The following is a 14,010-nucleotide window of genomic DNA, read 5'->3' on the forward strand; positions in this document are numbered from 1 at the left end:
CTTGACATGCCTGTCGGGATTACTCTTTAAGCCATCTGCCACATCGCCTCCTTTACTTGTGGCATGATAGCATCCTGGTAACTCTCGTGACTACAAGATTATCACGATATATGATGATCCATAAGCGTTAAGGTATCCCTATCAATATAGCTCCAGTCGGTTTCCTGGGTGATGTAGGTGTTAAAGGCGTAGGCGTTATCAACGCTGGGCACGGTATTCCAGGTCACGGTGTCCGGTTCCCAGGCCTCGAGACACGTGACGAAAACCAGGGACAGAGGCAGGGTACCATACGCGCCCGCCGGGGTGGGGTAGAGCCCGAGGATTGCGGAGTTGATCTCGCAGTTATCGAACAACGCATCGTTGATACCGTCGAATTGGATCAGGCCCGCCTGAGTACCCGTAGGTTCGTAGTAGCCGATGTAGAGCTCACCACTCTCATAGTTATCGTCAGGTGATAAACTCCAGATAAACACGTCGCGGGCGCTGCCCGGACCTGGCTGCAGGACGACGCTGTCGGCGGCGGCGCCGCAGACCAGCAGGCCGAGCAGGATGACTGTGAGGAGAGGTTTCAAGGTTCAACTCCTTAGATGGTTCTTTAGCGTTTTGGTCGGTGAATTGTAGCGGGGGGTCGTTGTAACTCCGGTGTTTCCTGTCGCCGGTAGGGGGTACTGATTGGAAACCCGTTTCAATCAACTCGGTTACGCTAGCAACCGGCTGTCGAGGTTTCCCAAGAAAGCTTGATCCGCTCAAGCTCGAATTTAGCCGTCTTGTACGTTCAGGTCTGTGATGGCCATCACCTCTTTTGCCTTTCCACCATTCCTTCCCGCAGGCTATCCTGCCAGTCACGATCAAACCCCGAGATTTGTCTACGGCGCCGTCCACGCGGACGACGCCGTCGGTTGGTGCCGGTTTCCTGCTACTCCAGGGCCTTGATCTCCCCCCAGCTCGTCTCGACCACGGGAGAGCCGGAGTAATCGACGGTCAGCTTGGGCCGGTGGGATGGATCGGTGGTGTACTCGCCGGAGTGCGCCACCGCCCCGCAAGTACCCTGGCCGCCGACGATCCTGAGATAGAAACCGTGATTGGACTCACCGTTCTCCAGCCATTTTCGAACGATCTCGGTTACATCAACGGAAAACCAATCACCATCCGATGAGTAGGTGAACTCGACGAAGGGGAAGTTGCAATCGGGTCTGTTGTTCCAGGTGAGGGTTTCCTCGTCCCAGTCCTCGATTATCATCCAGATCTCGCAGTCTATCGGCGGGGCGCCCCACCCCCAGCCTTCTACGGGGCGTAGAGCCAGGAAGGCCTCACCGAGGATGCAGTCGTCGAAGCGTGGGTCGTCGAGTTCGTCGAAGCGCAGCAGGCTGTGCACACTGCCGGAGGTGTAGCCAAACTCCAGGTGATCTATCGAGTCGTAATTGGTATCCGGGTTCTGCTGCCAGATAAAGCTGTCGCAGCAATCGCCGGGCCCGGGCTGCAGGACCTCGACCTCGGCGCAGGCGGCGCCGGCGAGCAGGCAAAGCGGGATCAGGCACAAGCGTTTCATGGTTTTTCTCCCTTGGCTGCGGGTTAGCCCGCGCCGGGGCCTTGGTCCGCCGAGGTCACCGCTACTCCAGGGCCTTGATCTCCCCCCAGCTCGTCTCGACCACGGGAGAGCCGGAGTAGTCGACGGTCAGCTTGGGCCGGTGGGATGGATCGGTGGTGTACTCTCCATGATAGAAGCAGACGCCCATGAAGCCGGGATCGGAGGGAGGACCGAAGATCATGCCGTAGTTGTCCACGCCGTTTTCGACCCACTCGACGACGAAATCGGTGACATCGATCTCGATCCAGGTGGTGTCCTGGGTGATGTCGAAGTAGAACTCATCGAAGTAATCCGTGCTGGGGATAGTGTCCCAGGTTATCGTGGCCGGGTTCCAGGCTTCGGTTATCCTGCGGAAGACGACCTCCAGGGGGAGACTGCCCCAACCGCTGGAGTCATCGGGATACAGGGCCAGGGTGGCGCTGTTGATGGTGGCTCCATCGAACATGGCATCGTCGAGGCCGTCGAATTGGATCAGAGTCAGAACGAAGCCATTGTAGTAGCCGCCGTAGAGGGGCTCACCCTCGTAGTTGACGTCTGGATAGTACTGTTAGATATAAACGTCCTGGGCATCGGCGGGCCCGGGCTGCAGGACCTCGACCTCGGCGCAGGCGGCGCCGGCGAGCAGGCAAAGCGGGATCAGGCACAAGCGTTTCATGGTTTTTCTCCCTTGCTGCGGGTTAGCCCTTGCCGGGGCCTTGGTCCGCCGATGTCACCGCTACTCCAGGGCCTTGATCTCCCCCCAGCTCGTTTCGGACACGGCGGCCGGGGAATAGGTCAGGCGCAGCGCGGGACGGTAATAATAGTAGCCCGGCTCGTCGTATTCGCCCGAACAGCAGAGAACCGAGCAGTAGTGGTTTTCCTCGGGTCCCACACAGAAACTATGTTGTGTATGGCCCTCGATGATCCAGTCGTCGACGATTTCGAATACATCGACGATGATCCAGTCCTCGTCCGTGGTATAGGTGAAATCGATCGTGGGATACATGTCGTATTGCGGTTTATTGTTCCAGGTGACAGTGTCCTGGTCCCAGTCCCCGGTGATTTTGCGCACGAAGCAGTCCAGGGGCGGGCTGCCCGATCCTCCCCCTTCCTGCGGCATCAACCACAGGGCGGCATCCTGGAGGATGATGTCGTCGAAACGAGGATCGTCCAGCTCGTCGAAGCGCAGTAGGGCCAACCAGGTGTCCCATTCGCTGGTGCAACCGAACATCAGAGCGGTCCAGCTCCCCCAGTTCTGATCGGGAGCGTCCTCCAGGACCCAGGAGTCGCAGCAATCGCCGGGTCCGGGCTGCAGGACCTCGACCTCGGCGCAGGCGGCGCCGGCGAGTAGGCAGAGTAGAGTAACGACGAGACGTTTCATCGGATTATCTCCGGGTTGATGGCGTTTTTTGCAATCTGAGCTTGAAAAGAGCCAAGGATAGTGTACGAAAAGATACCGGTGAAGACAAGAGAAGCATTGGAAAACGATGATGAACGTGCGGCGGGTGGCGGCGGTTAAGCCAGGTGCGCATCGTTCGCTGCGGCGGGCGCCGGAAACGACGCCCGCCGTCGTTAGCTTTAATCCAGGGCCTTGATCTCCCCCCAACTGAGGTGCTCGATGCTGGTTTCCGGGGTGTAGCGGATCTGCAGGGCGGGACGCCAATCGGGATTGTCGCCGTACTCGCCGGAGTAGACCAGGGCGCCGCAGTAGTCGCTGCCCTGGGGTCCGAAGATGAAGCCGTGGTTGGGCTCGCCGTCCTCCAACCAGTTGCGGACGATCTCGGTGACGTCGACGTAGAGCCAGCCGGTGTCCGAAGTGTAGGTGAAGTCGAGGGTCGGATCGTCGTAGTCGGGCTGGTTGTTCCAGGTGACGGTTTCCTCGTCCCAGTCCTCGACGATCCGGCGCAGGTGGCAGTCCATCGGTGGGGTACCCCAACCGGCGTCGGTGATGGGCCGCAGGGCCAGGGTGGCCTCGTCGACCTCGCAGTCGTCGAAGCGGGGATCGTCGAGTTCAGCGAAGCGCAGCAGGGCCAGGACGAAACCCTCGTCGTAGCCGAAATCGAAGAAGTCCAGGTAGTCGTAGTTCGTCTCGGGCTCATTCTGCCAGATGAAGCTGTCGCAGCATTCGGCGGGACCGGGCTGCAGGACCTCGGTGACGGCGCAGGCGGCGGCGACGAGGCAGAGCAGGATCAGTGTCAAGTGTTTCATCTCTCCTCCTTCGGGGGTTTATATCTCCTCTGGGGCAAATTGCCCCTTTCACCCTCCAATCTAGCCCCTTGGGCCGCGAATAACTGTGACGGTCATCACTTGACGGCGAATAATGGACTCACCCTCCGCCGGTTGAAACCGATAACAACGCCGGGCGCCGGTGACAACCGGCGCCCGGCGAAGGGGGTGGGCCGGGCTAATCCAGGGCCTTGACGGCGCCCCAACTGGCCGTCTCGACGGCGCTGTCGGGCTCGTAGTAGATGATCAGCTTCGGCCGGTATTCGGGGTGGCTGGTGATCTCGCCGTTGCAGAAGGCATAGCCCACGTCTTTGTCAGTCGAGTTGGTGCCGAAGATCAGACCGTGGTTGGGGGCGTTGTCTTCGACCCATATGCTGACGAAAGTGGTAACGTCGATAAAGTGCCAATCGTTGTCATAGCTGAATGAGTAGGTCAGGGGCGTGCCCCAGTCCCGGACGGGACGACTGCTCCAGGTAATCGTCGCCGGGTCCCAGCTCTCGACGATCATGTAGAACGTAGCATCCAATGGGGGGTGCCCCAGGTTTTGGAGGAATCGGGATACAGGGCCAGGATGGCGCTGTTGATGGTGCAGTCGTCGAAGCGGGGATCGTCGAGTTCGGCGAAGCGGATCAGGGTGGGCATGAAGCCGGTCTCGTAGCCGCAGGCAAGCAGGTTGTCCTCGTAGTTGGTGTGGGGTTCGTGTTCCCAGATGAAGACATCTTCGGCTTCGCCGGGGCCGGGCTGCAGGGTTTCCTGGATGGCGTAGGTCAGGCCGGCGGTCAGGCAGAGGGTGATGAGGATCAGTTTCTTCATGGTCGTTTCCTTTCGCTCGACCGGGGGGGGCGGTCTCAAGACAAACTGTGGCTCTGCGACGTTTAGTCGCCGGCCTTGATGGCGCCCCAACTGGCCGTCTCGACGGCGGTCGGCTGGTACTCCAGAGTCAGGCGCGGCGCATGGGTGTCGTCCGCGTTCTCCCCGGAGCACAGGGTGGCGGTCCGATACTCCGTGCCTTCGTAGATCAGATAGATTCCGTTATTGGGGAGACCGTTCTCCAGCCACTCGACGGCATAGTCGGTGATGTCCACGCTCTGCCAGTAGCCGAAGTCCGGAATGGCGAACTGGATGTCGCTGCCCGCCAGCATTGAGGGGCGGTTGGACCAGGTGACGGTCGCCTCGTCCCAGTTATCCGTGACCAGCCAGCTTGACATGTCGATCAGCTCGGTGATGTGCTCGACGTAGAGCTCGAGTACGGCCGAGTTGACCGTTACGCCCTGATAGTCGTCGAGTTCAGTAAAGTGGATCAGGGAGCTGCGTTCTCCGCCGGCTTCGAGGGAGACCAGCAGCTCCTCTGCGGTGCCGAAGTTAGAGTTCGGGTCCGCTTCTTCGAGATAGGCATCCTGTGAGTCGGCACCCGTCGGTTGCAGGACGACCTGATCGGCGCCGCAGGCCGCCGCCAGCAGGACGAGAGCGGTTACAGTAAGCTGTTTCATCTTTCCTCCCGGGGGTGTTTTGCTAACCATCGGGGCCTTTCGCCCCCCGCATGCTTCAATATAGTTGCGGCCCGCGCTAATGTCTGTGAGTCGCATCACTTCTGATTGGATTGCGCTGTCATAATGCAGAATTCGGGTGGGGGAGGGCGGGGCTCGCCGGGCGGGGCCCCACCGGTCGAATCCGCCCGCGCCGGCGCGGGTAAAAGCGTCGACATTTCAAGCAATTAGTGGTAAAATGAAACTTCATTTACACCCGTTAAGCCGCCACTCCGGTCCCCGCCGATCACCCCCCTCCAGCGACCGCCAATGACCCTGCGCGAAGGCAAGATCACCAACGTCAACGTCGACGAGGAGATGCGTAAAAGCTACCTCTCCTACGCCATGAGCGTCATCGTCGGCCGGGCCATCCCCGAGGTGCGCGACGGACTCAAGCCCGTCCACCGCCGCCTGATCTACGCCATGCACGTCCTGGGGCTGGCGCCCAACAAGCCCCACCGCAAGAGCGCCCGCATCGTCGGCGACACCATGGGTAAGTACCACCCCCACGGCGAGCTGTCGATCTATGACACCCTGGTCGGGCTGGCCCAGGACTTCTCCACCCGCCACCCCCTCGTCGATCCCCAGGGGAACTTCGGCTCCCTCGACGGCGACGCCGCCGCGGCGATGCGTTACACCGAGGCCCGCCTGTCCAAGCTGGCCGCCGAGATGCTGCGGGACATCGACAAGGACACCGTCGGTTTCGTCCCCAACTACGACGAGAGCGAGAGCGAACCCCTCGTTCTGCCCACCCGGGTCCCCAACCTGCTGGTCAACGGCTCCACCGGCATCGCCGTCGGCATGGCCAGCCACATGGCGCCGCACAACCTGGGCGAGGTCTGCCGCGCCGTCGCCGCCTACATCGACAACCCCGAGATCACCGTCGGCGAGCTGCTGGAATACATTCCCGGTCCCGATTTCCCCACCGGCGGCGTGATCCTCGGTCGCGAGGGCATTCGCGAGGCCTACGCCACCGGCCGGGGCAAGCTGACCGTCCGCGGCCGCGCCGTCATCGAAGAGTACAAGAAGGACCGCCAGCGGATCGTCATCAGCGAGATCCCCTACCAGGTAAACAAGAGCCGCCTGGTGACCCAGATCGCCAAGCTGATCAACGACAAGAACATCGAAGGCGTCAGCGACCTGCGTGACGAAAGCGACCGCCGGGGCCTGCGCGTGGTCATCGAACTCAAGAAGGGCGCCGTCGGCCAGGTCATTCTCAACAAGCTCTACCGCCACACCCAGCTCCAGGGCACCTTCGGCGTCATCAATCTGGCCCTCGTCGACAACGAACCCCGCTACCTGACCCTGCCCGAGCTGATCAGGTACTTCGTCGAGCACCGCGTCGACGTCGTCGAACGCCGCAGCCGCTTCGAGCTGGACAAGGCCCAGCGCCGGGCCCATATCGTCGAAGGGCTGATGCTGGCCCTCGACGATATCGACAGCATCGTCAAGCTGCTGCGCGCCTCGCCCGACACCGCCGCGGCCGCCAACGCCCTGATAACCAAGTGGAGCCTCTCCGAGGCCCAGGCCAAGGCCATCCTCGAGATGCGCCTCTCCCGCCTGGTGGCCCTGGAGCGCGAGAAGCTGGCCGACGAGTACCAGAAGCTGCGTGAGCAGATCGCCTACCTCGAGGAGCTCCTCGGCGACCGGGGCAAGGTGCTGGAGGTCATCCGCGAGGAAACGGCGGAAGTCGCCGCCGCCCACGCCGACGAACGCCGCACCGCCATCGTCGAGGACGAGGGCGAGATCGACATCACCGACCTGATCGCCGACGAATCCACCGTCGTCGCCATCACCCACCAGGGCTACATCAAGCGCCTGCCGCCGGACACCTACCGCGCTCAGGGTCGCGGCGGCCGCGGCGTCACCGGCTTCTCCACCAAGGACGAGGACTTCGTCGAGAGCCTCTTCGTCGCCCAAACCCACGACCATCTGCTCTGCTTCACCACCGCAGGACGTTGCTACTGGCTCAAGGTCTATCGGATCCCCGAGGCTTCCCGCGTCGCCCGGGGCACCTACATCGCCAACCTGCTGCAATTGCGCGACGAGGAGCGCATCACCGCCGTCGTACCCGTCCGCGACCTCGAAGAGCCCGAACGCTACCTGGTGATGGCCACCGCCCGGGGCAAAGTCAAGCGCACCGCGCTGATCGACTTCTCCAACCCCCGACGCGACGGCATCATCGCCGTCAGCCTGGCCTCAGACGACCGCCTGATCGGCGTCCGCCTCACCAACGGCAAACGCGAAATCCTGCTGGCCACCAGCTACGGCCGGGCCATCCGCTTCGACGAGGACCAGGTCCGCTGCATGGGCCGTAACGCCCAGGGCGTCATCGGTGTCCGCCTGGAAAACGACGACGACTACGTCATCGGCATGATCACCGTCGACCCCGGCGCCAGCGTCGGCCACGTCCTGACCGCCACCGACAAGGGCTACGGCAAACGTACACCCCTCGGCGAGTACTCGACCAAGAACCGCGGAGGCAAAGGCCTGATCAATATCCGCACCACGCCGCGTATCGGCAAGGCCGTCTCGATGCGCTACGTCGCCGACGGCGAAGAGCTGCTGCTGATCAGCGAACACGGCATGGTCATCCGTATCTCCGCCGCCGCCGTCTCCGCCCAGGGCCGCAATACCCAGGGGGTGCGACTGATGCGCCTCGAAGAGGGCGACACCCTCTCCGCCGTGGCCCTGCTGGCCGAGGAATCCGTGCAGTCCGCTGACGACGGCGACGTCGTCAAGGACCACGAGGACCAAGACTAGACGACGCCACCGGCGGATGCAACATAGCGAGGTCGGCTCCCCCGGGAGCCGACCATTTTTATACTAAAGCCCAAGCCTCCGACCCAGCGTCAAGAAACACCGCCCGGCGCCGGGGCCCTTGAAAAACAGCCACGACGATGGCGCGAAAACCCCTAACCAGCAGGGGCCGGAACTGGCACGGTTTTTGCATCTCGGCGACCGTTACCGACGATGATAACGGTTCGCCTCCGCAAAAACCGTGCCAGTTCCGGCCCCGGCGAGGCAGCGACGCCCTCGGGGCGGCCGGAGGCTGTTTTTCAAGGGCCCCTTGGGCGGTTGTTGGTGTCGGGAGGTTGAGTACGGGTAAAGAACCCAACCGCCGTGGGGGTTGGGTTTGGATGATGAAGGTATTGTGCGTTGCGTTTAGACGCCGGGCTCGGGCAGGAAGAAGCGGGCGGGATTGAGGTTGCGGCCGCCCTTGATGACCTCGTAGTGCAGCTTGGGGCCGAAGGTCCTCCCGGTGTTGCCGACGGTGGCGATGGGCTGGGCCCGGGTGACCTGCTGGCCGGGCTGGACGTAGACCCGTTGCAGGTGGGTGTAGACGGTGCGGTAGTAGCCGCCGTGGTCGATGATCAGCTTGAGGCCGAAGTTGCCTTCGTGCTCGGCTGAGACGACGGTGCCGTCTGCCGGGGCCAGTACGGGCGTGCCCAGGGGGGCGGTGATGGCGATTCCGCGATGGAAATAGGTCCGGCCGGTGTACTCGCTGAGGCGGTTGCCGAAGCCGGCGGTGACGTAGCAATCCTCACCGGCCACGGGACGCAGGGAGGGGGTGAAGCGAACCAGGGCGGGATCGGTCTCCAGATTGGCTTCGATGGCCGTCAATCCTTCGGCCAGGTGGCGGGCGCGTTCTACGAGGCGGCCGATGGCCTGGCGTCCGGCGGCGCCGCCCTCGCGCACCGCTTCCAGGGGTAGGCTGCTTTCGAAGGCCTGTTCCAGGGCTTCGAGGATGTCCGGGCTCTGCAGGTCGACGTTGGGGTTGATTTCCTGGAGGCGTTCGATCAGCTCGTCGAGGCTGGCGACCTCGTTTTCGAGTTTGTTGATCTGTTCCTGGAACATCGCCAGTTGCTCCTGCTGGTCGACGGTGCGCTCACGCAGGGTCAGCAGGCGTTGTTCATCGACGGCCTGCTGGGCGAAGCGGATGCCCAGCACGACCAGGGTGGTGATGATCGCCGCGGCGACCAGCCCGATCAGCAGGAGCAGCCAGTAGGGCAGGTGGCGGTCGCGCACCTGACCTTCGGAGTGGGGGACGATCTTGACGGTGATCCCCCGGCGGCTCATCAGCCAGCGTCCCAGTTTACCCATGTTCGGCCGGACCTCCCGGGCGGACGGCCTGGAGCGTGAAGGGTCGCTCCGCGTACTCGTTTACGGCGCCTAGCTGCGGGCTTTCTGCACGATCAACTCGCCGTTGCGCAGCAGGACGCGCAGTTTGGGGTTGCGATCCGCCGTTCCGCTGTAGAGTCGCGTCGTCGCCGGCACCAGCACGCGGCGCTGGAAGGTGTTCTTGAGGTAGTTGGCACCGAAGTTGGCCGAGTAGCCCCATTGGGCCACCAGTCTCAGGGCCTGGTCGGTGACCTCGAGGCTGACGCCGTTGTCGGCGAGAATCTGTTGGGCGTGGGGCAGCAGTTTTTCCTTGAGGATCCGGTAGCAGTCGTCCTCGGTAAGTTGGCGGAAGAAGATCACGGCGTCGATGTGGTTGAGGAAGGGTGCGCCGAGGTGCTTCTCCAGCTCCAGACGGATGCGGTCCGGATCGCGCTCGGAGCCGCCCTCGCCGCCGTAGCCCACCGCCTCGGAGTTCTTGAACAGGTCGCGGAAGGCCGTCATGATGATGGTGGCGTCGGAGAAGTGGACGGGCTTGCCCTGCATGTCAACGTTCCAGCCCTGGGTGATGACCTTCTGGATCCATTCCCGGGTACGCAGGGCGGCCTTGTCGACGTTATCCAGCAGGATCACGCCGTTGGGCAGTTGTCGGACCAGATTGACCAGGCTGGGGCCGTCGCCGGCCAGGCGGGCCAGCTCCGTTTCCTGGTCGCCCAGGCCGAACTGCAGATCGATCAGGGCGGTCTCGCTGCCGAAGAAGAACTCGGCCAGGGTGGAGGCCATCTTGCTCTTGCCGCTGCCCGCCGGGCCGATGAACAGCAGGACGCCGTCGGGTCGCTTGGCCGAGATGTCGAACTTGCTTTTGGTGTAGCGGATGACGCCGGCGATGGTCTCGACGGCTTCTTCCTGCCCGATGACCCGCTCGTTGAGGTAATCCTCGAGGCGGCGGAACTTCTCCCGCATGTCGGCGGTGATCCCGGGGGAATCGATGCCGGTCATCTCGGCGATGGTCTCCTCGACCTCGGCCATGCGCACCTGGGGGGTGTGGTCGGTGCCGCCGCGCAGCAGGTAGGTTCGCGCCGCGGCCTGATCGAGCACGTCGATGGCCGCGTCGGGGAAGCGGCGGTTCTTGAGGTAGGTTCCGGCCAGGCGGATGCTGCCCTGGATGGCGGCCCGGGTGATCTTGACGTCGTGGTGCTCCTCCAGCTCGGCCGCCGACTCCTCGAGCATCGTCAGCGCCGCCTCCTCGTCGGGTTCCTGGACCCGCAGCAGGGTGAAGCGCCGACCCAGGGCCGGATCGCTCTCCACGTAGTTGAAGTAGCCCAGGGTGCTGGTGGCGGCGATGACCGTGGTCTTGGGATGGACGATCAGGCCCTTGACGACGTTGGCCAGGGCGGCGTTGAACTTGCCGCTCTCGTCGATGACGTAACGGTGGATGTCCTCGAGGTAGAGGACGGTCTTGCCGTCGGAGGTCTCGCGGCGCAGCTTCTCGACGCGCTCGCTGAAGGCCTCCAGGTTGTTGACCCCGGCGAACATCCGGTCGGGGTGGATGTAGAAGATGCGCAGGTCCCCGAGCCGTTCGGGGACGTCACCCTCGGCCAGGCGGATGGTGAACTGCTGGACGATGGTGTCCTTGCCGACCCCCGGTGGGCCGATCAGCAGGGGGTTGCGCTTGACCTTGTGCAGCAGGATCTCGGTCAGCCGGTTGGTCTCATCCTCGCGTCCGACCCGCCTGGGCAGCTCGCCCTTCTCGGCCAGGGCGCTCCAGTCGTCGCCGATCTGGCTGAGGATCGAGTTGGCCCGCTCCAGGGCGGCGATGAACTTCTGCGTCAGGATGTCGCGATCGATCCCCGCCTTGTTGAAGAAGGCCGCGATTTCCTCGCCGCCGCCCTTGACCGTGGCCACGAACAGGTGGTCGATGTTGACGCTGTCGGACTGTTGGGACTGAGCCAGGGCGTAGGAGGCGCTGAGCACCTCGCGGGTGCCCTGGGAAAGCTGGAGCTCCCGGGCGCCGGGGTCCTCCTCGGGGGCGTCGGCGATCAGCTCGTTCTGGGCCAGGCCGGCCAGGGCGACGACGTCCAGGCCGATACGGCTCAGGCTGGTCTTTTCGTTGATCAGCAGGGCGGCCATCAACTGGCGCGGCTCGAGTTCGGCTTCGAGGGGCACGAAACGCGCCGCCTGTTGCAGGGCGGCCTGGGCGGAATCGGCCAGGGGGATCTGGTTCAAAGCGCTCCTTTGGGCGTGATTGCTCGCTGCAGTAATAAACGGTAGCGGCGTTCGTCAACTTCCGGATGATCCGGCCGCGGCGGCGCCGTCGAGCCAGACGGCCTCGACCCGGGAGCGGATGTCGAGGGGGTCGCCGGCGAAGAGCACCAGATCGGCGCGTTTACCGACTTCGATCGAGCCCAATTCATCCTCCAGGCCCAGCAGGCGCGCCGGGTTGAGGGTGATCGCCCGCAGGGCGACCTCCTCGGGCAGGCCGTGGGCCACGCAGACGGCGGCGTTGTTGGTCAACCACTGGACGCCCCAGGTGGCGTCGGTCTGGATGCACAGCTCGACCCCGGCCCGGTGCAGTTTGGCGGCGTTGGCCAGATTGAGCCCCAGCAGTTCGGCCTTGTAGCGCATCTCGATGAAGTGGGGTCCGACGACACAGGTCGTTCCCGCGGCGGCCAGCTCCCCGGCCACCTTGTAGCCCTCGGTGCAGTGCTCGATGGACATCCGCAGGCCGAACTCCTCGGCCACCCGCAGGGCGGTGAGGATGTCGTCGGCCCGGTGGGCGTGGCAGCGGGCGATCAGCTCGCCGCGGAGCACCGGCTGCAGGGCCTCGTGCTTGAGATCAACCTCGAAGGGCGGCAGGGGTTCGCGTTTATCGGCGGGCTTCCGTTTCATCGCCGCGGCCTTGTCGGTGTGATGGGCCCGCTTGGCGCCGTAGTTCTTGGCGGCCTGCAGGGCGCTCCGCAGCACCGCCGCGTTGGCCATCCGCGTCGAGGGCCGTTTCTTCTGCTCGCCGTAAACGCCCTTGGGATTGAAGCCCAGGGCCATCTTCATCCCCACGGGATGGCTGAGCAGCATCTCCTCGACGGTGCGCCCCCGGGTGCGGATCGCCGCCCCGGTGCCGCCGATGACGTTGGCCGAACCCGGCAGGGTGCAGACCGTGGTCACCCCGGCGGCCAGTACGTCGGGGAAGGCCACGGCGTGGGGGTTGAGGGCATCGATGACCCGCAGGTCCGGTGTCACCGGGTCCGTCGTCTCGTTGCCGTCCCAGTTATCCTCGCCCTGGGCCTCGTTGAAGACGCCGATATGGGCGTGGGCGTCGATCAGTCCCGGCGTGAGCTGCAGACCCCGAGCCTCGATCCGCTCCGCTCCGTCGGGTATGCTCACACGGTCCTCGGGTCCGACCTCGAGGATGCGCCCAGCGGAGATGACCACGACGCCGGGCTCGATGACCGGACCGGCCACCGTGTGCACCGTGGCGCCTATAATGGCGGTGGTTTTTTCCATGGGGTTCCTTTTCTCCTCTCAAACTCGTCGATAACGGGCACCATGATACCAGTTCGGGCCGGAAAAGGACAAGACCTTCAGCTTGCCCGACGGACCGGCGCTGCTGGATCGGGAGAAAAGTCGCGCATGAGCTGGACCGCCCGCGAGACCTCAGCCGAACCCGATCGCCGGGTCCCGCTGGACCGACCCGGCGTTGGCGGGTTTCTTGCCGAGTCCCGGGCTGGATCGTCCAGGGGGGCGGGTCCGCCCTGCAGCAAGAAACGTGTCGACGTCTCCCCGCCGGGCGGCCGCGGGGTCTCGACGGAGCGCAACCCGGTTCGGCGGAGGCCTCCGCGCATCGATTCCAACTCCCTCGTCAGCGCTGAGCAAGCGGTACCTCGCCAAGCATGACCCAAGCTGCTGACTCAAGCTGCAAACCAGATTGAAATAATGTCGAATGCGGGATACAATTAGTGACGTAGATTCCCCCATGTTGTAAAAAAGCACGTCTATTCCCGAATACCTGGAGAGGTGTGATGATGAACAAGCTGCTTGTCGCGTTGCTTCTGGTGCCGAGCGCCATGCTGATGGCGGAGACGGTCATGTTGAGGCCGGGACCGGATGATTGTATCGATACCTTTATCTGGGAGACTTTCCCTGATGCAAACTATGATGTTTATGACTATTTTTGCAGCGGCTACAGCGAGGGATATGTATTATCCCTGAGGGATACCTTAACGCTCATGGATCATCATATATCGTGATAATCTTGTAGTCATGAGAGTTACCAGGATGCTATCATGCCACAAGTAAAGGAGGCGCTGTGGCCGCCGGATCAAAGAGTAATCCCGACAGGCACGTCACGTGTGCGAAGTGTAACTATCGCTATCACAACATTTTAGGTGACGGGGGCGGATGTGCAAGCGCCGTAGAACAGCGCGAGTTGATCGCCGCGCTGTTGTGGCTTGAAGCAACCGCGGCCCGAGCGGCCAAAAAGTCGGCGTCCATCCCAATACGCTCGCCAAGTATTATCGTATCATTGGCGAGCGTATCGCCGCCGATCGGGAGGCCGAGCTGGGCTCGAGCTTCTAC

The 14,010-nt window shown here is 63.3% G+C and carries 13 protein-coding genes; 2 read left to right on the forward strand and 11 right to left on the reverse strand.

From position 1 onward, the window contains the following. Nucleotides 1–101: 101 nt before the first annotated feature. The 8 genes from GF399_05485 to GF399_05520 all read right to left on the reverse strand — a co-directional run bounded on the left by GF399_05485 (nucleotide 102) and on the right by GF399_05520 (nucleotide 5,379). Complete coding sequence (locus GF399_05485) at nucleotides 102–572, reverse strand: DNRLRE domain-containing protein (GenBank protein MBD3399767.1); 471 nt, start codon at nucleotides 570–572, stop codon at nucleotides 102–104. 344 nt (nucleotides 573–916) lie between these two features. Further along, nucleotides 917–1,549 carry a DNRLRE domain-containing protein gene (locus GF399_05490; GenBank protein MBD3399768.1) on the reverse strand — a complete coding sequence of 211 codons (633 nt, stop codon included), beginning with the start codon at nucleotides 1,547–1,549 and terminating at the stop codon, nucleotides 917–919. Nucleotides 1,550–1,610: 61 nt separating this feature from the next. Beyond that, entirely contained in the window at nucleotides 1,611–2,033 is a 423-nt protein-coding gene (locus GF399_05495) for a DNRLRE domain-containing protein (GenBank protein ID MBD3399769.1), read from the reverse strand. 270 nt (nucleotides 2,034–2,303) lie between these two features. Then, entirely contained in the window at nucleotides 2,304–2,948 is a 645-nt protein-coding gene (locus GF399_05500; GenBank protein MBD3399770.1) for a DNRLRE domain-containing protein, read from the reverse strand. A gap of 197 nt (nucleotides 2,949–3,145) precedes the next feature. Further along, nucleotides 3,146–3,775 (reverse strand): DNRLRE domain-containing protein, encoded by a 630-nt coding sequence (locus GF399_05505; protein MBD3399771.1) that lies wholly within the window; start codon nucleotides 3,773–3,775, stop codon nucleotides 3,146–3,148. Between the two features lie 196 nt (nucleotides 3,776–3,971). Further along, on the reverse strand, nucleotides 3,972–4,319 hold the full coding sequence (locus GF399_05510) for a DNRLRE domain-containing protein (GenBank protein ID MBD3399772.1): 348 nt from the start codon (nucleotides 4,317–4,319) through the stop codon (nucleotides 3,972–3,974). Beyond that, nucleotides 4,298–4,606: a hypothetical protein gene (locus GF399_05515; GenBank protein ID MBD3399773.1), complete on the reverse strand. Its 309-nt coding sequence runs from the start codon at nucleotides 4,604–4,606 to the stop codon at nucleotides 4,298–4,300. The genes GF399_05510 and GF399_05515 overlap by 22 nt, the downstream gene beginning before the upstream one ends. Before the next feature lie 62 nt (nucleotides 4,607–4,668). Continuing rightward, nucleotides 4,669–5,379, reverse strand: coding sequence for a DNRLRE domain-containing protein (locus GF399_05520; protein ID MBD3399774.1), 711 nt, complete (start codon nucleotides 5,377–5,379; stop codon nucleotides 4,669–4,671). Between the two features lie 210 nt (nucleotides 5,380–5,589). Between GF399_05520 and gyrA the strand changes: the two genes are divergently transcribed. Beyond that, nucleotides 5,590–8,082: a DNA gyrase subunit A gene (gene gyrA, locus GF399_05525; GenBank protein MBD3399775.1), complete on the forward strand. Its 2,493-nt coding sequence runs from the start codon at nucleotides 5,590–5,592 to the stop codon at nucleotides 8,080–8,082. A gap of 402 nt (nucleotides 8,083–8,484) precedes the next feature. Here the strand turns inward: gyrA and GF399_05530 are convergent, their stop codons facing one another. The 3 genes from GF399_05530 to GF399_05540 all read right to left on the reverse strand — a co-directional run bounded on the left by GF399_05530 (nucleotide 8,485) and on the right by GF399_05540 (nucleotide 12,939). Next, nucleotides 8,485–9,423, reverse strand: coding sequence for a peptidoglycan DD-metalloendopeptidase family protein (locus GF399_05530; GenBank protein MBD3399776.1), 939 nt, complete (start codon nucleotides 9,421–9,423; stop codon nucleotides 8,485–8,487). 69 nt (nucleotides 9,424–9,492) lie between these two features. Then, nucleotides 9,493–11,664, reverse strand: a complete 2,172-nt coding sequence (locus GF399_05535; protein MBD3399777.1) for an AAA domain-containing protein — start codon at nucleotides 11,662–11,664, stop codon at nucleotides 9,493–9,495. Nucleotides 11,665–11,718: 54 nt separating this feature from the next. Continuing rightward, complete coding sequence (locus tag GF399_05540) at nucleotides 11,719–12,939, reverse strand: amidohydrolase family protein (protein MBD3399778.1); 1,221 nt, start codon at nucleotides 12,937–12,939, stop codon at nucleotides 11,719–11,721. A gap of 515 nt (nucleotides 12,940–13,454) precedes the next feature. Here GF399_05540 and GF399_05545 point away from each other — a divergent pair. Then, nucleotides 13,455–13,682: a hypothetical protein gene (locus tag GF399_05545; protein ID MBD3399779.1), complete on the forward strand. Its 228-nt coding sequence runs from the start codon at nucleotides 13,455–13,457 to the stop codon at nucleotides 13,680–13,682. Nucleotides 13,683–14,010 lie beyond the last annotated feature (328 nt).

The sequence above is a fragment of the Candidatus Coatesbacteria bacterium genome (assembly GCA_014728225.1).
Taxonomy (GTDB): domain Bacteria; phylum RBG-13-66-14; class RBG-13-66-14; order RBG-13-66-14; family RBG-13-66-14; genus WJLX01.